This window comes from uncultured Chloroflexus sp., from assembly GCF_938091255.1.
GTDB lineage: Bacteria > Chloroflexota > Chloroflexia > Chloroflexales > Chloroflexaceae > Chloroflexus.
Window position 1 is genome coordinate 74,476 of the sequence record NZ_CALLJH010000008.1, and the last position, 22,492, is coordinate 96,967.

A 22,492-nucleotide genomic window follows, 5' to 3' on the forward strand; every position below is an offset into this window, starting at 1 on the left:
TTATGCCATCGCGCAACAACGAGACCGCCACCGAACTCCGTTGCTCGCTCACCGGACGGCCACTCACGCCGGAAGAGGCCTACTGGGCGCCGCCGCTGATCACCGCCCGCGAGTTGGTAACGACCTTTGTCAAGACCCTGTTCACCAACCCAATGGCGCTAGGAGCTATCTTGCTCAGCGAGTTGCCCGATGTACCCTACGCTCCAGAAGCGCGCCCGTTGCTAGCCCGTCGCCGCTCGGTCGAACAGGCCAAGCTACTGGCGCTGTTGCTGGTGATTGCGATCGTGGTCATCGGGCTGATCTTCTGGCTGGTGCGGTGAACGAAGACGACGTTCGCTCAGCGCCAACGCTATCTGATCCCGCCGATCAGCAATCGCTCGCCACGCTCAGCGGTGGCCGGCGCTGGTTGCTGAGTGGATTGCTGCTGGCAGTGATAGTGGCTTTGCTCCCTGCCGGACGGGTGCTGTTAGCGACCGGCTTGTGGCTGATCGCGCCGGGGTACCTGCTCGAACGCAGCTTGCCCGGCCCGCGCCCGCCGTGGCTGTTGCGGGTCGCGCTTTGGACGGGTATCAGCCTGAGCATCGTGCCGATTGTGTACCTGTGGGTCACGGCGGTGGGCGGGTCATTGCCGGTCTTCGCCCTCACTACTAGCGCCATCCTGTTGACACTGGCGGCAATTGGGGCAGCGTGGTGCGACCTTGCCGGCGTGCAGGGACGGCCATCCGCCGCGACGTGGCTGCTGGCGGTTGTGCTGGCAATCGGCGCGTGGCTACGCGCCGAACAGATCGCCGATCTCGCCCTGCCGGCATGGGTCGATTCGGTGCATCACGCGCTGATGGTACGGGTCGCGGCTGAAACCGGGCGCGCACCGTGGACGCTTACCCCCTATCTGCCGGTAATCGAAATGCCTTACCACTGGGGCTACCACGTGGTGATCGCGGCGGCTTGGTGCCTGAGCAGCGGTGCATTGCCTGACGTGATGCTCTGGAGCGGGCAATTGCTCAACTGGTGGCAGAACGTGGCCGCCGCAGCGCTGGCGCTGCTCTGGTGGCGACGGCCTAGCGCAGCGGTCGTGGCTGCCGCCGTTGTTGGCTGCATCTCGTGGATGCCGGCTTATTACGTGTCGTGGGGCCGGTACACTCAACTGACCGGCCTGTTGCTGCTTGTGGCGTTGGCCATTGCGTGGCATCAGTGGCTTGCTAGGACACACCGCCGCGAACGCGCCGGCTGGCTGGCGCTGGCGGCACTGATCGCCGCCGGTCTTAGCCTCGTTCACATGCGCATCTTTGTCTTTGGCAGCGCATTGCTCGCGGCCCAGAGCGTCGTATGGAGCTTGCGCCAATCGCGGCGCACCATCGTCACACGCGCAGCGCAAGCATTTTTGGCCGGAATAGTTGCAGTCGCCTTAGCTGCGCCATGGTGGTGGCTGCTGCTACGCCGGGTGCTCGTGCCGGCAGTGACTGGCACTCAAAGCCTCACCACCGGCGGTTCGTATGCCCAGCTCAGCTACGACCTGATGTGGATCGGCCCAAACGAATGGTTAGTGGCGCTAGCTTTGATCGGCGGTGCCCTCGGCGTGGCCCGCCGGCAAGCCGCCGCAGCGGTGCTGATGCTCTGGGTGGGTGGGTTGGCAGTGCTGACCAATCCGTGGCTGATCAGCTATCTGGCGCCGCCGGCAGGTCTTGCCGTCCTCCTCTACAGCCTCACGCAGCGCAAGTGGCTGTGGAGCGGCGTTGGCTTGCTCTTGCTAGCGATAAACCCGGCAACGGTGCGCTTGCCTTTCCTCTGGCTATTACCGGTGGACATCGCCGTGATCAGTCTCTTTCTCCCCCTCAGCAGCCTCATAGGCGGCGGGGTTGTATTGATCTGGCCGGCCCAGCGCCGTTTTTGGCAGATCACTGGCGTGGCGGCATTGCTCGGCTTCACGCTCTGGGGGGCATACCAGCAACGTGCGATTGTCAACCCGGTGACAGTTTTGGCGACGGCTGCTGACCGGAGGGCGATCGCGTGGGTGGCCGATCACACTCCGCCTACGGCTCGCTTCTTGATCAACGCCGCGCCGTGGCTGCCGGGAGTCGCCCGCGGCAACGACGGCGGCTGGTGGATCATGCCACTCACCGGGAGGTGGACCAGCACGCCGCCGGCGCTGTTTGTGTATGGTGATGTGACGTCGGTACAGGCCACACGCCAACGCAGCCAGCAGATCATCGACGTCGGGAACGGGAAAGAGATCGATCTCGATCGCTTGATTGCCGCCGAGCAGATCGACTACATCTACACCTCACCGAACGGGCCGCTGCGGCCTGAACTCTTTACGCACCGGCCCGGCTACGAGGTAGCGTTTGCCGAAGGGGGAGTGGTGATCTATCGGGTTGCATCTGATCGGAGGTGATAGGGCGGAGCGCGCGCTTTGTCTGCTGAAGTTTCCTATTACGTTCCTACGGCAACGCCACGCTCCACCAATCGCGCCAAGCGAAGAATGCTGTCAGATAGACCACGCACACGATGCTGAAGAGCGTATCAAACCGCTGCCAACGACGCGGCTGTGGGTGAACGGCAAAGCTCGCGATCCCAAGTAACACCAAGATGAGCAACCCGCTCCCGGCTATATAGAGCCGGTAGAGCGGCGTTGCCCGATCAACCACCCCGTGAGTAAACCGGAGCAAATTCTGTAAATCGGCGGCAATCGGCCCATCAGGGGGGAAAGCCGGCGCCAACGGCGCCAGCAACGCCGCGAACGGATTGAACGCAACGGCAACGACAACCGGCAGCGTGGGTTGCGTATCCCTACCTGCGATCAACACCCCGACAACCAACCACAGCGCCAACACGCTATATGCAAAGAACAACGCAGCCGGCGGATTGCGCATCACCGTCACCCAACACACACCATACGCTCCACTGAGCAACGCCGTCACGACAATCACGGCAAACGCCCACCCGATCTCCGGCAAGCTCAGACTGCCAAAGAGCGGCAGCAAACTAAAGAAAGGCAAAGTGAGACCGATCGCAAGGATCATCACAGCCCACACCACCAGTAAGCGCGCCAACAAGACTATCGGGTTCAGCTTTGTCTGCAACCCAACCGTATAAGCACTCACTGCCAATAGAGGTGAAAGCAGCATCACCCATCCCTGCAACGCCAAACAGAGACTCGTGGCAAAGAGCCGGTCAATCTGCGCATTCAAGAGCGGCAAGTCAGCCAGAGTTGCCATTCCTGCCAGTTGCCCCGTTCCCTGCGCGGTTAGCAACATCACCAGTACGGTGCTGATGAAGAGCAGCATAATGCGGCGCCGCCGAATGAGCCGCTGCCACTCTTCGCGTAACGCCGCTCTCATGGCAACACTCCCTGCACACCACCCGTCGCAACGACGCAACCAAGCCGATCAAGCCCGCCGCTGAGCCGGAGCCGCACCTCACCGGAACGAAGATACGGTTCAGCATCAGTAATGGTCGTTGTTGAAAGGGGATTGAAGACGAGAGTGTCCCACGCGCCGGTTACCCAATTGTAAGCGCGCAGAGCGAGGTTCACATTGCTCGTTGCGTCGGTGGGACTGAGTCGTACCTGTATGGCGCTAGCCCGTAGCAATGACAGATCAGGCGGCAAGCGTAGGTGGATCTCGGCTGTCTCGCCGCTCAACTGCACGCCTTGGCCATTGAGGCATGGGGTCGCTTCAGAGCCGGCAGGATCAAGGCGCAACCATCCCACGGGTAGAGAAAGTTCACCTTGCCCCCGAATCGGCGGTCGCATCATAAAGAGGGTTTCAACCGCCCCTATAGGGGGTTGTACCAGCACAGTTGGATCACGATCCAGCCATGCCAGCATAAACGGCCCCGGATCAAAGCGCGTAGGCAACGCTGCTACCGCCGCATCGACCAAGGCGGCCCGGATTTGCGTCTCCTTTTCCATGTTGCCATCAAGCAGCAAGCCATTATCCTGCAAATCCTTGATCACCAATTGACCGAGTGACAAACCAGCAACAGCGGGGGCCAACAACGCCGGCCAACGCGCGACCGAGCGCGCGCCGGGACGCAGCGTGCCAAAGAACAACAACTGATCTCCATACGCGACGAAGACATCGCGCAGAGTATACTGGCTATCATTCTGTACATCAACCCGCAACCGCCCTTGATCAACCACCAACGTCGCCCGCACTGCCGGGGCTGGAATGATTGCCGTTGTCCATAAAGCCTGCGTTCGCCAAGGCGCTAACTGCCGCTCTAGCTGTGTCGTCATCTGCGCAAAGCTCTCACTCCCGTCCGCCGGCGAACCATCGCTGCCAGCAATTATGAATGGGCGAGCAATCACCGGACTCGTAAACAACATTGTTTCCGTCCGCGGCATCGCCGACAGCATCACGCTGATCGTCTGGGCTTGCGCTCGTTCACCATCGATCACCTCGATTAAGGTCATCTGCAAAGCGCTATACGCTGGGGCCATGTTCGCGTTGGCCCACCACAACCCTACAATGGTGCTGATGAGCGCAACAACCAGCAAGCTCACCACCGGCACCATGCGCCGCCAGCGCCAAAACCCTAGCGCCAGCAACACTATCACGACCGCATACCACGTGAGCGCCGTCAACCCTTCGGCAAAAGCCGGGATAGCGATCTGCGGCAGCGCACCGAGCATCGGCGTAAGCGTTTGTAGCTGCCAAGGCGTGATTTGCGCACTAGCGCCGACTGGCGTTGACACCAACAACACCGGCTGCGCCAGCGCCGTCCAGAATTGCTCACGACCGGCCCAATCGGCCAGCGCTTCCGGCGCAAACGCGAGTTGAGTCACCCGTCCGCGACCAACTGCATATTCCACCCACGCAGGCGCCTCTGGATCGCCTCGGTACTGTGCTCCGGTTACCGGCGCCAGATGCACGCCCAGCAACGGCGTATTCAACAATGATTTGCCAAGAGCAACTAATGGTGCGCGATCGATAACTGCGACGCCAGTGATCGTCGCGGCGTGCAACGCTGGCGGCAACGCTGCTTGCAGGGCAATTGCGGCTGGCCCGCCGCCGATAATCAGATGGCCGCCATTGTAGACCCACGCTAACAGTGCGGTTTGTTGCGCAGCCAGCAATGGCGCATCCAGATCAAACATAGCTAACACGCTCAGATTGCTCAGGCCGAGGTAATGGTCAGGCAGATTGGTCACCTGTAAACTACCGGCAGCGAACAGGTCGCTTGTTACCGGTGACAGACCTAAGACTGCTCGCATCCGTTCTACCGGTCGCAGCAGCAGTGCCACCTCTTGCCGATCCACAATGACGCCATCGATGGCGAGTGTAACAAACACGGCACGCACCGGCTGGGCCAGAAAGACGTACAGCCACAGCGATTGTTGCGTTTGCCCAGCTAACCGCAACGTCCGCACATATTGGATCGCACTGTCGGCTGGCGTCGCCGTCACCGTCACTGTCGCTGCCGCCAGCCCTTGATTGCGCAGTGTCACCTGCAACGGGAGCCACTGGCCTACCACATATTGCCCAGCAAAGGGGGCGCCTAGTTCGAGCGAAACTGGCGGTTGCGCCATCGCTACGCGAAATGACGCGATCTGGACGACCAATAAGCAGACCGATATCAGGCTGAGCAGGACTGTAAGGCGCAACCGGCGTACAATCATAGTGGCATGTCTGAAACGCAAAAATGATATTGCCTCATTATACGAGAAGGCTTGCAGGCCGTCATAGCGTCCAAACCGCCGATGCGCAATCAACGTCTTACCTTCCCGCTCGCACGGTGGCGCTGATGCATGTGTTATGATCAACGCAAAGCAGCAAACTTATCACTCATGCCATTATGACAAACGAAAGCCCACTCAGCGAACGCGAACGCGAAATTCTGCGACTGGTCGCGACCGGTGCTACCAACCAGCAGATCGCTATCGCATTGAATATTAGCGTCAACACGGTCAAGGTTCATCTACGCAATATCTTCGCCAAGATTGGCGTCGAGTCGCGTACCGAGGCCACAGTATATGCGATCCGCGTCGGAGTCGTGACAGTTGGGGAAGCAGGACTGGCATCTACTGATGAAGCGGCATCGTCGCTCGAACCGACGCCAGTTGTCACACTCCAACCAGCGAATCACGATCAGGTACCAGTTCCTACGAGCAAGCCAACCGTAGCGTCATCGGACATTGCGCCGCCGGTACTCACAGAATCGACACCGCCTACACCCTTGCCACCTGAGATGCCAGCACCCAACCCTCCGATCGCCGGGCAAGACGCCCCAGAAACGGTAACGGCACAAACTGCTTCGTTCCGCCCTATTACCCGTTTCGGACCTTGGCTGATCGGCCTAGCTGCTGTGTTGGTGATAATCATTACGCTCTTCGTAGCGAATGCGCGCCCCACGAGCAACACATCGCCAACCGTCAATCCCACCGCCGCGTCGCTTCTCAACCCTGAACAACGCTGGTTTACCCGCCAACCGCTCAGCGATCCGCGTGATGATTTCGCCCTCACCGGCTATGACCTTGAACGCCGGCTGTATGTGATTGGTGGGCAACGCGACGGCAGCATTGTCGCTACTGTCGATCGTTACGATCCCGAGACAAACCGCTGGGTGACGTTGACCGATAAACCAACCGCTGTGAGCCATGCGCGCGCTATCACGTTGCGAGGCTTGATCTTCGTCCCCGGTGGCGAAGATAGCACCGGTGCCGTGATCGACCGGCTCGAAATCTATGACCCGCGCGAACAACGCTGGTATACCGGCGCAGCCTTGCCGGCACCACGCAGCCGCTATACGCTAGCAGCATGGGAAGGCCAGTTATACCTGATTGGCGGTTGGGATGGCGCATCGATCCGTAATGAAGTGTTTATCTACGACCCCGTCCTTGATCGGTGGGAGACGGGACCAGCCTTGCCCCAACCACGTCGCAATGCCGGCTCTGCCATTGCCGGCGGTCGCCTGTATGTTATCGGTGGCGAAGGCATCAACGGCCCACTGCGTGAGAGTGCGCGGCTTGAACCAAGCACCGATCCCAGCCGGCGCTGGATTGCAATCACGCCATTACCACAACCGATCGCCCGTCCCGCTACTATTGCGCTATCAAGCACCCTACTCGTATTTGATGGTGAGCGACGCGAAGGGCTGACCTACGATATTGCCGCCGATGCGTGGAGTCGCACACCGCTGCCTCCTGAGGCTCAAGTCTTTCCTGATGCCGTGTTGCTCGATGCCAGCATCTATTTTGTCGGTAATCTTCAAGCCCAAGGGATATTGAGCGAATATCGCGCGTTGTACGTCATTTTTATTCCCGGCCAGTAGGGGCAGCTAGCAAGCGGCCCTACTTCGTGTTATATGGAGTGCGGCAGTTTGACTGCCGCACGCTATGCTGTACACAACGTTTACCAAACCGGCCCCCACAGGGTTGTGCTACGATCTACACTGCATCATAAATCGCCATCCACCGCTCAGCCAGCCGATCCCAGTCATACCGTCGAGCATGTGCGATCGCCGCTGCCGCCATCACAGCGCGGCGTGCCGGGTCGTTCAGCAGTTCCCCAATCGCGTTCGCAAGCGCCTTGACGTTACCCGGTAATACGACCATCCCCGCTGCGCCAAAATTGAGCATCTCGGCTCGATCACCCACATCGCCGGTAATGACCGGTACGCCTACTGCTAGACTCTCGATAATCTTCAGCGGTGAACGGGCCAGCGCGACCGAGTCATTGCGCACAGGATCAACACTCACATCGGCAAGCGACAACAACGCGCGCACCATCGGATACGGGACATGACCGGTAAAGATGACCCGATCACGCCACGGTTGCCGGCTCGTATACGCTTGGAGCAATGGCAAATCTTCGCCGCCGCCGATCAGCAACAGGACAGCACCCGGATGCTGCTCAGCGACCTGCCCAAACGCCGCGAACAGCAAATCAACCGGATGGTTATGCAGCGCTAGCGTGCCAGCATAGGCGATTACTGGCCGGCCAGATACTCCTAACGCCGCCGCCAACGCCGCGCGGATCGCCACTGGCGGCGCCGTAAATTGACGGCTGTCAACCCCATTCGGCACAATCACGCACGGTTGCCCAGCGCACGCCATCCGCTCGGCTAAGTAACGGGTATTCACCGTCAAACCAACCGCTAAGCGCGGCAGCAACCATTGCCAGAAGGCAAACACCGCCCGTTGCCACCCCGCAGTCAACCGGTTGGCGGTCACTTCATCATCATCGCAATCGACCAGAAAGGGCTGCCGGCGCAGCAGGCCCACCCCAATCAACGCGGCCATGCCATTGATCGGCTGCGGCTTTCCAAGATGATACCAATCAGCCGGCGAACACAATACCCCCCAGATCATACCGAGCGTTGCCTGCACAACCACCAGCAGCAATTGCCACGGGCTAAACCGTACCGGCACGTTGCCAACCTTACGGGCATGCATCTGGCCGACATACCAGACTTCAACCCCATCAACAACGAAGCGACGCTGAGCGCACGTGGCGAGATCGGGATGGAGCGCCAGCAACCGCACCCGCACGCCACGCCTGACAAGACCACGGGCGATGTTCAGATAGCGCCGGCCCGATGGCCGGTCAATCCCCATCGGCAAGAGAAAGACAACCCGCACTACTTGGTCACTCCTTGCAATTCGCGCGCTAGTTCGGTAATAATCGCTACCAACTGCGGCCACGATTCGGCCCGCTCGACGGTGGCAGCTTGCACATTCGCGGTCAGGATTGGAGCGAGATCCTCTTGGAAGTAGCGCACAATGGCGCGCGCTAACGAGGTGGCGTCTTGCGGCGGCACAATCAGGCCGTTGACCCCATCATGCACCACTTCGGGCAATCCACCAACATTCGTCGTAATCACCGGCTTGCCAAACCCAAAAGCCAATTGCACTACTGCGCTCTGCGTAGCCGAAATGTAAGGGAGCACAACCACATCGGCTGCCGTAAAGATGGGCAACAGTTCTTCGTTCGGCACATAACGATTCACAAACGTGATCGCATCAGCCACCCCAAATTCAGCCGCATACCGTTGATAATAGGCTAACGACCCCCAAATTTCCCCCACCACCAACAGATGCGCATCGATCTGCGCTCGCACATGCGCCATCGCCTGTATCAGATACTCTAGACCCTTGTATGGCCGCACAAAGCCAAAAAAGAGCAACAGCCGGCGATGCTCAGGCACTTGCCATTCTGTACGTAACGCCCTTGCCGCTGCGGCGGCTTCATGCAAGATCGGTTCATACGTCGGCAAAAACGCTTTGACAATCTTTGCGTATGGCATCAATGCCCGCGCACGATACCGATCAAGTTCGCTATGCACAATTAAGGCATCGGCGCGCCGCAACACTGCCCACGCCAATCGCCGGTCGATCACGCCGCCGCCGTCGTGTGGCAACACGTTATGGCAAATCATCGCGATCTTGGTCGCCGGCGGGCGCTTGAGCAAGCTCGAAATCACCGTCAGGCTCGGCGTCCAATACGGCACCCACCATTGTAAGAGCAGCAGATCAGGCCGATCGGCCCGCACCCGTCGCACCAAACGCCACCATGTTAGTGGATTTATCGGATCGAGCAGGTATTCGCAATCCACCCGCAACGGCGCACGGCTCGGATCACGATCGCTACGACCGGGAAAGAGCAAAGCCGGGTACTGGCGGGTGAAGGAATAGAAAAACGTGGTATGGCCAGCGGCGCGCAAATAACGCACCAGCAGTGTCGTATAATGCGCGATTCCGCCGCGAAACGGATAGGTTGGGCCAACAACTGCCAGACGCACTAGCGGATTCTCCAAATACTCACACCGTCTTGCCGGTAGATTAACTCGTAAAACGGCGCTGCATCGATCTGTACCGGGTCGAGATATTCACCAGATGGATTGGCCGCCGGGCCATTGTAGAGATAGTGAAAGCCTAACGCGCGCAACGCAGCCACAGCTTGGGCGCTGCCGATAGGGTAGCGCTGGACTGCCTGATGTTGTTCGGCGATCAGGCGCAGCGTATTTGGCGGATCAGTCGCTTCAAAGCCCACTGCCATCGGCAAGAGGTTGGTACGACGTCCGGTCAGAAATGTGAGCCACCAGCCGCCATCGCTGCCGGCATACACATACCCGCCGTAGGCGGGAAATCCGTTCACGAAAATTGCCGCATCTGGCGGGAGGTGCTCGCGAATCCATGCGGCTGCCTTGAGATCGGCTGGTGTGGCCAGTTGATAATCGTAGTCAACCATTGCCGCTTGCATCGGCGCACCCCAGCCAACCAACACCAAGCCGGCTACGATCTGAATGGTGATCATCGTCGCGCTCAGCCGCCGTTGCGCCTGTTTGGTTATCATTACCCCCAACCGGATCAATGCCAGCAGCCCGGCACCGGCTGCCGGCGCAACGACCAGATAGGCGCCGATCAAGACGGCAAAGGTAGTAATCAAGCCTTGCCCGGTTAAGCCGAGCAATTGCGGATTCGCTGCTAACCACACCAGCCCGGCCCATAATGCCAGTACCAGCCCCCCGCTCTGTCGCCGCCACAGCAGGCTGATGAGACCAATTGCTGCCAGCGGGAAGAGGCCATATTGGAACGCCGCACCGATAATTTCTAAAGCAATAGGATTGCGCGTCTCAACATCAGTAGTGACAATCTGTGCCGCCATGCGCGTGATCTGGCCCTGTTGCACCCGCCACAACCACGGCCATGCCAGTAACGCCGCCCCTAATGCACCCAATATGCCAGCGCCGCCTAACCGCCTTAACGTCCGCCAGCCCACTAGCCCTGATCGGCCCAGCGCCACGAGCGTATACGTCACCACAAAACAGATTGCTAAGATCGCCACCCGATAGTGGCTAAACGCTAATCCGGCGCTTGCAATGCTGGCCAATGCCAACGGCGCCGCCAAAGATCGCCACGAACGCTGCGGCGACAATGCGCCATCGATCAATTCCATCCACGCTACGGCTACCGCCGGCAAGACGGTCTGCCCAGCCAGTTGGGTATATCGGCCCCAATTCACGTAGTAGGCCGGATAGAGACTGAGAAACCCAACAACGACCGCCGCCCACAAGCCGGTCAAGCGAGAGTTGGTCAATCGTGCCGTCAATAAATAAAGCAGCGGCGCTGCTAAGCCGCTCATCACTTGCCCAACCAATACCACTGCCTGCGTCGGAGGAATGCCGGCCAGCCAGTGCCACCATGCCGCTATTGCATGAAATCCGTAGTGGTAGGTAAATGTCACTGCCGGTGCGTATGGCTGCCACGATTGAAACAGGCCGCCATGATCGATCAACAATTGGGTAATGATGGTATGATGGTAAGAATCGCCAAACAACCCTACCGGCACATCCCGCACAGCGAAGAGGCGTACCGCTAATGCGGCCACGCTTAGCCAAGCTACCATCCATCCAATAAGGCAACGTTGGCCGCGATCTGGCCGATGTATCCGTGGTACTGGCCAGAGGGCTAGCGCCACGAAGACAATCATCACCAACCACGCTGCAAGGCTGTTCCAGCGCCAGCCAATCGGCTCGCTCACCAATAACAGGAATGGAATGATAGCACCACTCAGGCTAGCCGCATACGCTAACCGCTCAAACCAGAGCAACGGGCCGGGATGCAACCAACGCAAGACAGCGAGACCGGGAAGAGTAAAGAGGAGCGCACCGCTGAGCACCGCCAGCAGCGAGGTTAGCAACGACCACGGCGCCCACCAGAGCAATCCCGGCACAGCCATGCTGATGATCGCCGCCAGCCAGATCACAGCTAACCAGATTACTGAACGGGGAAGCGCGCGCTGATCTGCAACCATTATCGTCTCAATCTGTTTCATGTCGCGTTTAATGGCGCATAGGCCGGTTTATTGTAGCACGTTTGTCGCCGCTAGCAACCGTGCTGCCGTCTTGCGCGCAGCCTTTCCCTATGACAAGAACGAAAGGGAAAGGCAAAACGATTCCTACCTCCACTGCAATCTGGGCGGCAGATGTTTCGCTTTGCGGCGGCAATATTAGGCTAGAGACGCCTACTCAATCGCTTGTTGGACAACTGCCGAGCGACCGGCTTAACAAAAAAAAGCCTGCGGCAGCATTGCTGCCACAGGCCCAACACCATCCCTTACGAGTTAAACTTCGACCAGAAAATGTTTTCGTACTCTCGCGCCGCCTGATCGACCTTTTCCTTCGACATCAAACGCATTCGCACCAACAAATCGCCAATGCTGAGCCGTTTGCCTTGCTGATCGAGCCGAATCTGCTCGGCTAGCACATCTTCTAATTGAGTAGCGGTAATATAGCCCCGCTCCACCAGATACTCGCCCAACACCTGCGGCGCCGAGCGCGCCCGGCTTCGCTCTTGCTGCTGAATGATCAATGCCTTGGCTAACTTCGCCGGCGTAATCAGGCCTCGCTTGAGCAGCAACTGGCCTAGCCGCCGATCCGATTTCAGCAGACTCTCCCGCCGCTGTTCAGCGAGCATCGCTTGAAGTTCAGCTTCTGTAATTGCGCCAATCGAGACCAAGATATCGCCTAATAAGCGCGGTTTAGGTTGTTCATGAAAATAAGGCGTCTTGACGTCAGACAACAAGCGCATTGTGCGAATTTCATTCAACCGCTGCTGAGCAAAAACATCATCCGGCTGAACTGCTAATCGTGCTTCGAGATACGCAATCTGCAACTCTTCGTCATCAGGCGCCAATATGGCTGCCCGCTCAAGGCAATCCTTTCGTTGACGAGCATCCTGCACTAATTTGCTTAGTGCAACCCAAGCGTCGCGGCATTGATTCCCCTCAAGCAAATGCTTACGAATGCTCGCCATATCGTTGCTGTGCAACGCTACAAAAGCGCACGGAATCGGACACGTCTTCATTGTTTTAGACCCCGAAAGAATTCCCCCGCGCGATGACGATCCTTTGCACTCGTCCACCGCAACCCAGTCCTCATAGCAATAAACGCACGCGACACGAATTTCTCGAAGATAGTTTTATCATTATACCTGCTCGTATCACTGTTGCATAGGAGTGATTATGGATATGGTTGACGCTATTCTCACCGGTATCGGGAATATTGGTCGCACATTCCTCGAAATGTTGGTTGCCGATCCTGACCGGCTGCCGCGCCGGTATGGCTTTCATCTCCGCATTGTTGGCGTCGCCGACTCGAGCGGCGTGGCGCTTGATCCCGGCGGTCTCGATCTCCCGGCGATTATTGATGTCAAACGGCGCAAGTTGGGTGTGGCGGCCTTGCCGTCGTTTCGCCCTGATCTCGATGTGATCACGCTGGCCGAAACCGCTGCGTATGATCTGTTGCTGGAAGCTACCCCGACCAACCTCCGCGATGGCCAGCCCGGCCTCGATATTGTGCGAGCGGCTTTGCGCCGCGGCAAGTCAGCCGTGTTGGCTAGCAAAGGGCCGTTGGTGCTGGCGTTTGCCGAGTTAGCTGCGCTAAGCGATTGGGCCGACGATCTCTCGCCCCGCAGCCCCCGCCCAGCCTTGCGTTTCTCTGGCGCGGTAGGAGGCGCTTTGCCGACTATCAACTTTGGCCGGCGCGATTTGGCCGGTGCCCAGATCGAACGCGCTGAGCTCGTCGTTAACGGCACCACGCAGGTCATTCTCGAACAGATGGCCGCCGGCGCCGATTTCGCCACTGCGCTGGCCGAAGCGCAACGACAGGGGATCGTTGAGCCTGATCCTTCGCTCGATGTCGATGGCTGGGACGCCGCCAACAAGCTGGTGATCTTCGCCAACGCAGTGCTCGGCCAGCCCACGACGCTGGCCGATGTGACGGTACGCGGGATTCGTGACGTTACGGCTGCCGAATTAGCCGCAGCATGGCAGGCTGGCGGTCGTATCTCGCTGGTTGCCCGCGCCGAGCGCCAGCCTGATGGACGTTACGATTTATCGGTAGCTCCCGCTGTCCTTGGCCCCGAACACCCGCTGGCCCGGCTAGCCCACGGCGAAATGGGTTTCGTGATCTCTAGCGATAGCGCCGGGCGCTCGACGATCAGCAGCCTCGAAGATGGCCCCTTAGGGACGTGCCAAGCCATGCTGCGCGATCTGATCGAGATTGTACGCCGCTAAAAGCCAAAGGACCCAGCTCGCCACGGATGCTTACGGTTCGAACGGTTTTTTTCTTCTTTAGCCAGCAGGATGTTTCACCGCCGTTGAGCGTGTGCTTTAGATGCGCTCTCACGGGATCAACCTTAGTCGCCTCGCGCGCGCCACTGCTTGCGTGCGTGAGGCGACGCCCAACTTGCTGAAAATACTGTTAATGTGCGATTTGACCGTACTCACCGCGATCACCAAAGTCGCAGCGATCTCGTGGTTACTCCGCCCTTCCGCCATTAAACGTAACACCTCTATCTCACGCTGGCTGAGGGGGTCAGGCAACGCTGCAGAAGACGCCAGCGCACTTGCCGGTATTGCCGGCGCTACCTCATCGTCATCAAACAACGAGAGCAGATATTCGCCATAGGGCGATAGCTGTTGGCGCGCCGCCAATTGCGACAGCATGAGTCGTAACGGCGCACCGGCTTGAAGAAACGGCGCTACGATCCGCTCGCTCGTCGCAAGATCAAGTGCGGTCAACAGCGCCTCGCTGCCGTCATCACCGACAGCCGCCAATGCCATTCCACGCAACAAAGCTGCATCAAGCGGCGCCAACGCCTGCCAGATCTCGCCGCTGTGCGGCTGGGCCAACTCAGCCGCCAATGCCCGCAAAGCTTCCCCATTCCCGATTGCGCGCGCACTGGTCAGCCGCCATTCATAGCCTGCCCGGGTGATATGCTCGCGGGCATAGAATGCCGCCACCGGCATATAGCGAAACTCCACCGGCTTGCGTAAACGATCGTCGAGCAGTTGCTCGGCAGCGTCGAATTCACCTTGCGCCGTCAGAATCTGCGCTTCCAGCCCATTAAGCACTGCTAGCACCCAATCAACGTTGCGCTGGCGAGCTAAAAAGCGTGCCTGCCGGATCACCCGCAGCGCGCCGTCGGCATCGCCGCGCGCACGCATAATGCGTGCCATCATTATCAAGAGGTTGAAATAACTCGTGGTTTGGCCCGATTTAATCGCGCTCTCGGCTTCAGCCAAGGCCGGTAACGCGCCGGCAAATTCGTACCGTAACCCATGCAGATCGGCCAACGCCAAAAACGGCAAGCCGATGCCGGGTTGTGTGCGACTGCGATTGCGCCGTAACATCTGGTTGATCGTATCGCGGCAGATGCTAATCGCTGCCCCAATCGAACCGCGTAATGCCAGTGTATAGGCGTAATCAACCGTCGCCATCGCTGAAATGTAAGGCAAACCGGCGTTAAACCCGTTGATGCTCGCCTCGCTGAAGGCTTGCTCGGCTCGCACTAGATCACGTTGGGCAAGGTAGGCATAGCCCAAATCTTTCGCCACCCGCATGCGCAATGCCTGATTGTCAGCCTGCAACCATGCTAAGGCCTGCTTTCCTTCGTGGATGACCTGCTCGGTATTCCCTTGCAACAATGCCAACCGCACCCGCACCGCGCTCAATTCGCCGCGCAGATTGGCAATCAACCCAATCGGCGTCGTCGCACCGCTCGCTACCCCCGCCAACGCTCGCTCAGCGACCGCAATCCAGTGGGCCGCGTCTTCAACTTGATAATCAGCCGCCGCCAGCCAAGCGCGCAATAACGCTAAACGTGGATGGCTCTCAAACGCTGCTTCCGGGATTTCCGGCAGCCAACGCCGGAGGGTCGCTTCCCCTACTTGCGAAATAAACGCCAACCCAATCGGCTCCAGCATCGCCACCACATCATCGATCGCCTGCGCGCGCAAAGCGTGATTGACAGCTTGCGTCAGCATGCCATGGGCCGCGTACCATGCCCCTGCCCGCCGGTGGAGTATGGCGATGTGCTCGGCGCTGCTGCCCGCCTCGAGCCGATCCCGCAAGACATCTGCAAACAGGTGATGGTACCGGTACCACACCCGCTCGGCATCCAGCGGGAAGAGAAACAGGTTGTTGCGCTCGATTTCGGCCAACACCAACTGGCTGTACGACTGGTTGTTTTGGCTTGGCGCACTCTGTTCGTGAACGCCAATCACGGCATCGCAGAGCGGCCCGCACAACCGGTCAAGGATCGAGGTCTGCAAGAGAAATTGTTGTAGGTGCGCCGGCAATTGGTTAAACACATCCTCGATCAAATAGTCGGCTACATACCGGTTGCTGGCAATCAATTCATCAACCACCTCGCTCTGATTCGGTCGACTCCGTAATGCTAGCGCGGCGAGATGCAAACCAGCCGGCCATCCTTCCGTGCTCTCGAGCAAAGTCACGATCTGATCACGGCTCAATGGCAATTCCATTACTTCTAACAAAAAGGTGGCCGCCTCTTCTGGATTAAAGGCCAGATCAAAACTGCGCAACTCGGCTAAATGCCCACGCGCTCGCCACCGCGCAAGCGGCAACGGCGGATCGCTGCGGGTGGCGATAATCAACCGGCACCGAGGTGGTAGATGATCGACCAAGAAGGTTATTGCTTGATGAATCTGCCCATCATTGATCAGATGATAATCATCAAAAATGATGACTGTTGGGCCGGCTACTTCCGCCAGATCGTTCAATAATTCGGCAAACCATTGTTCGGCGTCAAGATCAACTTCTGCGCTGATCACGGCCCGCAACCGCTCGCGACGTTCAAACGGAATGTTCGTTAATGCCTCGAGAAGATAGGCAAACAATCGCCGGATGTCATTGTCGGTCGCATCGAGGCTTAACCAGCCAATGTGCGACCACTCCTTGCGCCCTTCTTCGATCCATTCAACTAAAAGTGACGTTTTGCCATACCCGGCAGGCGCATTGATCAAGACCAGTCGGCTGTGTAAGGCATGGCGGAGCTGTTCATAGACCCGTGGCCGGGCAAGGAGCGACGGTCGCACTTCAGGCGGCTGTAATTTGGTGCGCATCAGTGGCATCATGCGCGATCTCCGAGTGGTGATATGGTTGGTTGCTTGGTCGCTGTGTGATGTAGTCTACCACAGGCGATTGCAGTACGGGGTGTGGTAGGGGAAATCCCCTAATTCTCGAGTAGGAGTAACTCCCTAGTCGCTTTCAGGGTTGCGGGGATGGGCAAGCTCGCACCGGCATGGTTCAATAGCGCCATCAGTATTGTTGTTGCCATGCACACAAGGAGGTGTACCCGGCAGCGAAAGTTCCCTGCAATGACTTGGTTCGCAATGGTGTAGCTTTGCCGTGTTCAAGGAGGACTGTGATGTCGAAGAAGACCTTGTGGTTCGTATTGTCGTTGTTGACGGCGTTTACCTTCCTGTTGAGCGCCTGTGGCAACACTGGCGGCAGCACCGGTGGCAGCACCGGTGGCAGCACCGGCAGCAGCCAGCAACTCGCGGTCGGAATCGTCCTTCCCACTAAAGATGAACCCCGCTGGATCCAAGATGAGACCCGCTTCCGCGAGGCGTTGCAGCAGGCCGGCTATCAGGTTGAAATCCTCTTCAGCCAAGGTTCGTCGGCCAAAGAAAAAGAGAATGTCGAGGCGCTGCTCGCCAAGGGCATTAAAGTGCTGATCATCTGCCCCCACGATGGCACCGCCGCCGCTGCGGCTGCCGCCGCTGCCCGCGCCGCCGGCGTCAAGGTCATCTCCTACGACCGCCTCATCCGCGAGACCGACGCCGTTGACTATTATGTCACTTTCGACAGTATCGCCGTGGGTGCGCAGCAGGCCCAATATCTGGTTGATAATGCCAGCGGCAGCGGCAATCCACTCTACCTCTATGCTGGCGCTGCCTCGGACAACAACGCTTTCCTCTTCTTTGAAGGCGCGTGGAAGGTGCTCCAACCCAAGATCGCCGCTGGCACCTTCGTGATTAAGAATTCGAGCGAGGCCGTCGCGTTGCAGAACAAGCTTGACCTTACCCGCGACGAGATGGCCAAGATCCTCGGTCAGATCACCACCAACTGGGATTTCAACACCGCCAAGAATCTTGCCGAGGCGAACCTGACCGCCGCTAGCGCCGCCGATAAGGGCAAGGTCTACATTCTCGCCCCCAACGATGGCACCGCCCGCGCGATCGCCGATGCCTTCGCCGCCGATAAGGATGTGACCCAGTACTTCGTGACCGGCCAAGATGCCGAAAAGGCGTCGGTGCAGTACATCATCGATGGCCGCCAGTCGATGACCGTCTTCAAAGATGTGCGCACGCTGGTGAAGGATGCGATTAGCGCCGCGGTCGCTCTGCTTGAGAACAAGCAACCTACGTCACGCGGTTCCTACAATAACGGTAAGATCGACGTGCCTGCCATCCAGTCGCCGGTCGTGACCGTCACCCGCGACAACGTGCGCGCTGCTCTGATCGACTCCGGCTACTATAGCGCCAGCGACTTCACCAATCTGCCGTAAACCGCAATTGTTCCGCTCAGATCGGGATGGCCGCATCCCGATCTGAGCCAACGATGACGCCTATTCGCAAGAGGATAACCCCTCTCCTCACCTCACGGCATATCCATATGATGAGGCGGTGCGTGTATGGAACCCCCTATCCTCGAAATGCGCCAGATCACCAAGGAATTCCCCGGTGTGCGCGCGCTCGATAACGTCACCTTTAGCGTCAAGCGCGGCGAAATCCACTGTCTGGTCGGTGAAAATGGCGCTGGTAAATCAACCTTGATGAAGGTGCTGAGCGGTGTGTATCCGTATGGCTCCTACAGCGGCGAAATCTTGATCGATGGCCAGCCCCAACGCTTTTTTGGCATCGCCGATAGCGAACGAGTCGGCATCGGCATTATCTATCAAGAATTGGCCCTTGTGCCCGAATTGACCGTCTACGAAAATATCTTTCTTGGTCACGAAATTAGTCGCAACGGTGTGATCGATTGGAACGAGACCATCCGCCGCGCCAATGAGATGTTGCGCAAAGTGCGCTTAGATGTCAATCCCGCCGCTAAAATCCGCGATCTCGGCGTCGGCAAGCAGCAACTGGTCGAAATTGCTAAGGCGCTTAGCCGTGAAGTCAAGCTTCTGATTCTCGACGAACCGACCGCCGCCCTCAACGAGAACGACAGCGAGAATTTACTGAATCTGTTACGTGAATTGCGCGATCATGGCGTAACCTGCATTCTGATTTCACACAAGCTGAAAGAGGTGTTGGCGGTCGCTGATACCGTGACCGTCCTTCGCGACGGCAAGACAGTTTGCACCCTCGATGGGCACAGCGGCGAGGTGAGCGAGCAAGCGCTCATCCGCAATATGGTCGGGCGCGAGATTACCAATATCTATCCCCCCCGCAACCATCAGATCAGTGATGAGGTGATGCTGGAATTGCGGAACTGGACGGTCTATGCGCCTGAGTTGGGCCGCTACTTGCTACGCGATGTCAATCTCCAAGTGCGTAAGGGTGAAATTGTCGGATTGGCCGGCCTGATGGGTGCCGGTCGCACCGAGCTGGCGCTTAGTCTGTTTGGTAATGCACCCGGCTATCGGCTTAGCGGTGAGTTGTGGCTGAAGGGCCGCAAGCGCGTGTTCCGCCATCCTCGCGAAGCGATCGCCGCCGGTTTGGCCTACGTTTCCGAAGATCGCAAAGCCAAAGGGCTGGTCTTGATCCAAGATGTGCGCCAAAATATTACTCTTGCCAACCTGCAAGCGTTAGCGAAAAATGGCGTCATCGATCGCAATGCCGAGATTCAGGTCGCCGAAGGCTATCGCAAATCGCTCAATATCAAAACACCCACCATCGAACAACAGGTCGTCAATCTCAGCGGCGGCAACCAGCAGAAGGTGTGCCTCGGCAAATGGCTGTTTGTGCGGCCCGATGTACTTATCCTTGATGAGCCGACCCGCGGGATCGATGTTGGCGCAAAATACGAGATCTATCAGTTGATGAACCGGCTGGTCGAAGAGGGGATGAGCATCATTATGATTTCGTCGGAACTACCCGAAGTGTTGGGTATGAGTGACCGAATCTACGTCGTCTCTGGCGGGAGAATGAAAGGTGAACTGCCGGTTGCGGCAGCCACCCAAGAAAAGATTATGGAGCTGGCGGTTGACTATTAGAGTACAACGCGGCGGAGGAGACAATGACGACTCGAGCAGCATTTGTCGCGAACTTGCAACGGGCGTTGGGGCAGAATATCCGCCAATACGGCATGTTCATCGCCCTTTTTGTCATTATGATCATCTTTTCGATCACAACCAACGGCATTTTTATCTCGTCGCGGAACCTCAGCAATCTGATCAACCAGACTGGCTACATTGCGGTGCTGGCGGTTGGGATGACATTGGTCATTGTCATTCGCCATATTGATCTCTCGGTCGGTTTTTTAGCCGGTTTCCTTGGCGCAGTCGCCGCGATCGCCCTCCGCTTCTGGGATCTGCCAACGATTGTGGTGGTGCCAATGGTGCTGGTTCTCGGCGGGTTGGCCGGTCTATTGACGGCGTTTCCGGTCGCCGAGTTGAAGATTCCCTCGTTTGTCGCTTCACTGGCCGGCTGGCTCATCTATCGCGGCGCATTGCAACTGGTCACCGCCGGCACCGGTACGATTATTATCGAAGATGAGACCTTCAACGCGATTGGCAATGGCTTTATTCCTGATGTGCCGTTGAGCATTGTGCCCGGCTACCATACCCTCACCCTCTTCCTCGGCGTGCTCGCCATCGTTGCCTTTGTCATCAGCGAAATCCGCAGCCGCAACAAGAAGCTGGCCTACAATTTCGAGGTCTTGCCCACCGATATGTTTGTGCTCAAGCTGGTCTTTATCTCGGCCTTGATCGGCTTGCTGGCGTGGATTATGGCCGGCTATAACGGCCTCTCGTGGACGATGGTGATCGTGTTGGTAGTGGTGGCGATTTACCACTTCATTACCACCCAAACTGTGCTGGGCCGGCATATTTATGCAGTCGGCGGCAACCCCGAAGCGGCTGAGCTGAGCGGTATCAGCGTCAAGCGCATGACCTATATCGTTTTCGCGTCGATGGGAGTACTTTCGGCCTTGTCGGGCATCTTGTTCGCTTCGCGGTTACGCTCGGCCACCACCACCGCCGGCACCCTGTTTGAGCTTGACGCGATTGCTGCGGCGTACATTGGCGGTGTGTCCGCCGCTGGCGGCGTCGGCAATGTGATCGGATCGATCATCGGCGCGCTGGTGTATGTGTCGCTGACCAGCGGTATGAACCTGATGGGCATTGATATTGCCTACCAGTACATCGTGCGCGGTTTGGTATTGGTCGCCGCCGTGGTGTTCGACGTGACCACCCGCCGCCGTGGTCGTGCGGGATAATAGACTGCGGTAAACATGCCATCGTAGAGCCGCACGGCTGCGCGGCTCTACGATAGCCCGCCCCCCGCGCCGCTCCGCCCCCTCCCGCATCCGCCCATTTGCCCCCAGCCGTTTCTTCGGCGATAATAATTTGTATCCCTTGGCGTCATCACGCCGGTACGTCAACCATGGTGGGGAATGGGCGATGGGAACAACCCGCGTCGTATTGGCCGATGATCATGCCGTTGTACGAGCTGGTTTGCGCACTGCACTTGCCGGCTTGCCTGACTTTGAGGTGGTCGGTGAGGCGGCCACCGGCCCACAACTACTCGCTGCGCTAGCCCAGCATCACCCCGATCTGCTGGTGGTAGATGTGGCCATGCCGGAATTTGATCCGATTAACGCCATCCGCCAGATTCATGCCGATTATCCGGCGATGAAGATTTTAGTCGTCAGCGCCTACGATGATCAATCTTACGTCGTTGGCCTGCTCGCCGCCGGCGTCAACGGTTACCACCTCAAAGACCAACCCCTCAGCGATCTACAACTAGCCGTGCAACGGATTATGGCCGGCGGCAACTGGATCTCTAGCCCGCTCCTCAGCCGTCTCATCCAAGCAGCGCCGCAGTTGGCACACCCTTCGCCGATCAGCCTCACCAAACGCCAACGCGATCTCCTCCGCCTTATCGCCCAAGGTTACGACAACCGCCGCATGGCCCAAGAGATGGATCTAAGCGTCAAGACAATTGAAAATCACCTCACCGCACTCTACCGTACCATCCGCGTGAGCAGCCGGCTCGAAGCCTACCAGTTTGCATTGCGCCATCCCGAATTGCTAGCCGAATCGGGCCACGAAGCAGCCCAAAACCGCGAACTGCCAGCCGGCCCTAGCCCGCTGACCGTGCTGATTATCGACGATAACGAACGCTACCGTGCCCAACTCAAGCGCATGGTCGGCAAGGCCTGCGCCGAAGCGCAGCTTTACGAGGCCGAGGATTGCCATGCAGCGACTCACTTGCTCCGCCAGATCACGCCCGATCTAGCTTTCATTGATGTGATCTTGAACGATGGCGATGGGATTCAATGCCTACGCCGGGTGAAAAATATTGCCCCCAACATCCGGGCAATCTTGATCAGCGCCTACCCTGACCGCGAGTTTCGCCGGTTGGGGTTGGAAGCCGGCGCGCTGGCTTTTCTCGACAAAAAAGACCTCGATGCGGCCACCGTGCGGCAGGTGGTAGAGGATGCGTTGCGACGCAAGCGGTCGTGATACCACCATACCGCAAGGACGCAAAGATACAAAAACGCAAAGACGCAAAGA

The 22,492-nt window shown here is 58.4% G+C and carries 15 protein-coding genes; 8 read left to right on the forward strand and 7 right to left on the reverse strand.

The features are described from left to right. Window positions 1–2 precede the first annotated feature (2 nt). Window positions 3–320, forward strand: a complete 318-nt coding sequence (locus Q1A00_RS04375; protein WP_298407772.1) for a hypothetical protein — start codon at window positions 3–5, stop codon at window positions 318–320. Further along, the gene (locus tag Q1A00_RS04380) at window positions 317–2,392 is read left to right on the forward strand and encodes a hypothetical protein (RefSeq protein ID WP_298407769.1); all 2,076 of its coding nucleotides are present in this window, start codon (window positions 317–319) and stop codon (window positions 2,390–2,392) included. Before Q1A00_RS04375 ends, Q1A00_RS04380 begins: the two co-directional genes overlap by 4 nt. Before the next feature lie 46 nt (window positions 2,393–2,438). On the opposite strand, the gene Q1A00_RS04385 is transcribed toward Q1A00_RS04380, so the two are convergent. Together Q1A00_RS04385 and Q1A00_RS04390 are read right to left on the reverse strand one after the other, a co-directional pair. Continuing rightward, complete coding sequence (locus tag Q1A00_RS04385) at window positions 2,439–3,338, reverse strand: hypothetical protein (protein WP_298407767.1); 900 nt, start codon at window positions 3,336–3,338, stop codon at window positions 2,439–2,441. Then, a complete protein-coding gene (locus Q1A00_RS04390; RefSeq protein ID WP_298407765.1) occupies window positions 3,335–5,620 on the reverse strand; it encodes a hypothetical protein in 2,286 nt (761 codons plus the stop codon). The genes Q1A00_RS04385 and Q1A00_RS04390 overlap by 4 nt, the downstream gene beginning before the upstream one ends. Before the next feature lie 176 nt (window positions 5,621–5,796). Between Q1A00_RS04390 and Q1A00_RS04395 the strand changes: the two genes are divergently transcribed. Beyond that, on the forward strand, window positions 5,797–7,272 hold the full coding sequence (locus Q1A00_RS04395) for a LuxR C-terminal-related transcriptional regulator (RefSeq protein WP_298482618.1): 1,476 nt from the start codon (window positions 5,797–5,799) through the stop codon (window positions 7,270–7,272). Window positions 7,273–7,387: 115 nt separating this feature from the next. Here the strand turns inward: Q1A00_RS04395 and Q1A00_RS04400 are convergent, their stop codons facing one another. From Q1A00_RS04400 to Q1A00_RS04415, 4 genes are all read right to left on the reverse strand, one after another. Further along, window positions 7,388–8,581 (reverse strand): glycosyltransferase, encoded by a 1,194-nt coding sequence (locus Q1A00_RS04400; protein WP_298407756.1) that lies wholly within the window; start codon window positions 8,579–8,581, stop codon window positions 7,388–7,390. Next, window positions 8,581–9,756, reverse strand: coding sequence for a glycosyltransferase (locus Q1A00_RS04405; RefSeq protein ID WP_298407746.1), 1,176 nt, complete (start codon window positions 9,754–9,756; stop codon window positions 8,581–8,583). The genes Q1A00_RS04400 and Q1A00_RS04405 overlap by 1 nt, the downstream gene beginning before the upstream one ends. Next, on the reverse strand, window positions 9,741–11,756 hold the full coding sequence (locus tag Q1A00_RS04410; protein WP_298490212.1) for a DUF6541 family protein: 2,016 nt from the start codon (window positions 11,754–11,756) through the stop codon (window positions 9,741–9,743). The genes Q1A00_RS04405 and Q1A00_RS04410 overlap by 16 nt, the downstream gene beginning before the upstream one ends. Window positions 11,757–12,058: 302 nt before the next feature. Continuing rightward, window positions 12,059–12,757, reverse strand: a complete 699-nt coding sequence (locus Q1A00_RS04415; RefSeq protein WP_298407717.1) for a hypothetical protein — start codon at window positions 12,755–12,757, stop codon at window positions 12,059–12,061. Window positions 12,758–12,965: 208 nt separating this feature from the next. On the opposite strand from Q1A00_RS04415, the gene Q1A00_RS04420 reads away from it, so the two are divergent. Further along, window positions 12,966–14,018 carry a homoserine dehydrogenase gene (locus tag Q1A00_RS04420; protein ID WP_298407706.1) on the forward strand — a complete coding sequence of 351 codons (1,053 nt, stop codon included), beginning with the start codon at window positions 12,966–12,968 and terminating at the stop codon, window positions 14,016–14,018. 108 nt (window positions 14,019–14,126) lie between these two features. On the opposite strand, the gene Q1A00_RS04425 is transcribed toward Q1A00_RS04420, so the two are convergent. Beyond that, window positions 14,127–16,883, reverse strand: coding sequence for a LuxR C-terminal-related transcriptional regulator (locus Q1A00_RS04425; protein WP_298407695.1), 2,757 nt, complete (start codon window positions 16,881–16,883; stop codon window positions 14,127–14,129). A gap of 293 nt (window positions 16,884–17,176) precedes the next feature. On the opposite strand from Q1A00_RS04425, the gene Q1A00_RS04430 reads away from it, so the two are divergent. From Q1A00_RS04430 to Q1A00_RS04445, 4 genes are all read left to right on the forward strand, one after another. Further along, window positions 17,177–18,319: a sugar ABC transporter substrate-binding protein gene (locus tag Q1A00_RS04430; RefSeq protein WP_298407683.1), complete on the forward strand. Its 1,143-nt coding sequence runs from the start codon at window positions 17,177–17,179 to the stop codon at window positions 18,317–18,319. 126 nt (window positions 18,320–18,445) lie between these two features. Beyond that, window positions 18,446–19,969: an ATP-binding cassette domain-containing protein gene (locus tag Q1A00_RS04435; RefSeq protein ID WP_298407672.1), complete on the forward strand. Its 1,524-nt coding sequence runs from the start codon at window positions 18,446–18,448 to the stop codon at window positions 19,967–19,969. A gap of 23 nt (window positions 19,970–19,992) precedes the next feature. Further along, window positions 19,993–21,192, forward strand: a complete 1,200-nt coding sequence (locus tag Q1A00_RS04440; protein ID WP_298490206.1) for a sugar ABC transporter permease — start codon at window positions 19,993–19,995, stop codon at window positions 21,190–21,192. Between the two features lie 184 nt (window positions 21,193–21,376). Next, window positions 21,377–22,441: a response regulator transcription factor gene (locus tag Q1A00_RS04445; RefSeq protein ID WP_298407651.1), complete on the forward strand. Its 1,065-nt coding sequence runs from the start codon at window positions 21,377–21,379 to the stop codon at window positions 22,439–22,441. The last annotated feature ends 51 nt before the right edge of the window (window positions 22,442–22,492 follow it).

Bases quoted from the DNA above. Each gene is read 5' to 3' on its own strand.
- Q1A00_RS04390 (WP_298407765.1), bottom strand. From the start codon at position 5,620: ATGATTGTACGCCGGTTGCGCCTTACAGTCCTGCTCAGCCTGATATCG.
- Q1A00_RS04375 (WP_298407772.1), top strand. From the start codon at position 3: ATGCCATCGCGCAACAACGAGACCGCCACCGAACTCCGTTGCTCGCTC.
- Q1A00_RS04445 (WP_298407651.1), top strand. From the start codon at position 21,377: ATGGGAACAACCCGCGTCGTATTGGCCGATGATCATGCCGTTGTACGA.
- Q1A00_RS04430 (WP_298407683.1), top strand. From the start codon at position 17,177: ATGTCGAAGAAGACCTTGTGGTTCGTATTGTCGTTGTTGACGGCGTTT.
- Q1A00_RS04425 (WP_298407695.1), bottom strand. From the start codon at position 16,883: ATGATGCCACTGATGCGCACCAAATTACAGCCGCCTGAAGTGCGACCG.
- Q1A00_RS04415 (WP_298407717.1), bottom strand. From the start codon at position 12,757: ATGGCGAGCATTCGTAAGCATTTGCTTGAGGGGAATCAATGCCGCGAC.
- Q1A00_RS04440 (WP_298490206.1), top strand. From the start codon at position 19,993: ATGACGACTCGAGCAGCATTTGTCGCGAACTTGCAACGGGCGTTGGGG.
- Q1A00_RS04435 (WP_298407672.1), top strand. From the start codon at position 18,446: ATGGAACCCCCTATCCTCGAAATGCGCCAGATCACCAAGGAATTCCCC.
- Q1A00_RS04420 (WP_298407706.1), top strand. From the start codon at position 12,966: ATGGATATGGTTGACGCTATTCTCACCGGTATCGGGAATATTGGTCGC.
- Q1A00_RS04410 (WP_298490212.1), bottom strand. From the start codon at position 11,756: ATGGTTGCAGATCAGCGCGCGCTTCCCCGTTCAGTAATCTGGTTAGCT.
- Q1A00_RS04385 (WP_298407767.1), bottom strand. From the start codon at position 3,338: ATGAGAGCGGCGTTACGCGAAGAGTGGCAGCGGCTCATTCGGCGGCGC.
- Q1A00_RS04395 (WP_298482618.1), top strand. From the start codon at position 5,797: ATGACAAACGAAAGCCCACTCAGCGAACGCGAACGCGAAATTCTGCGA.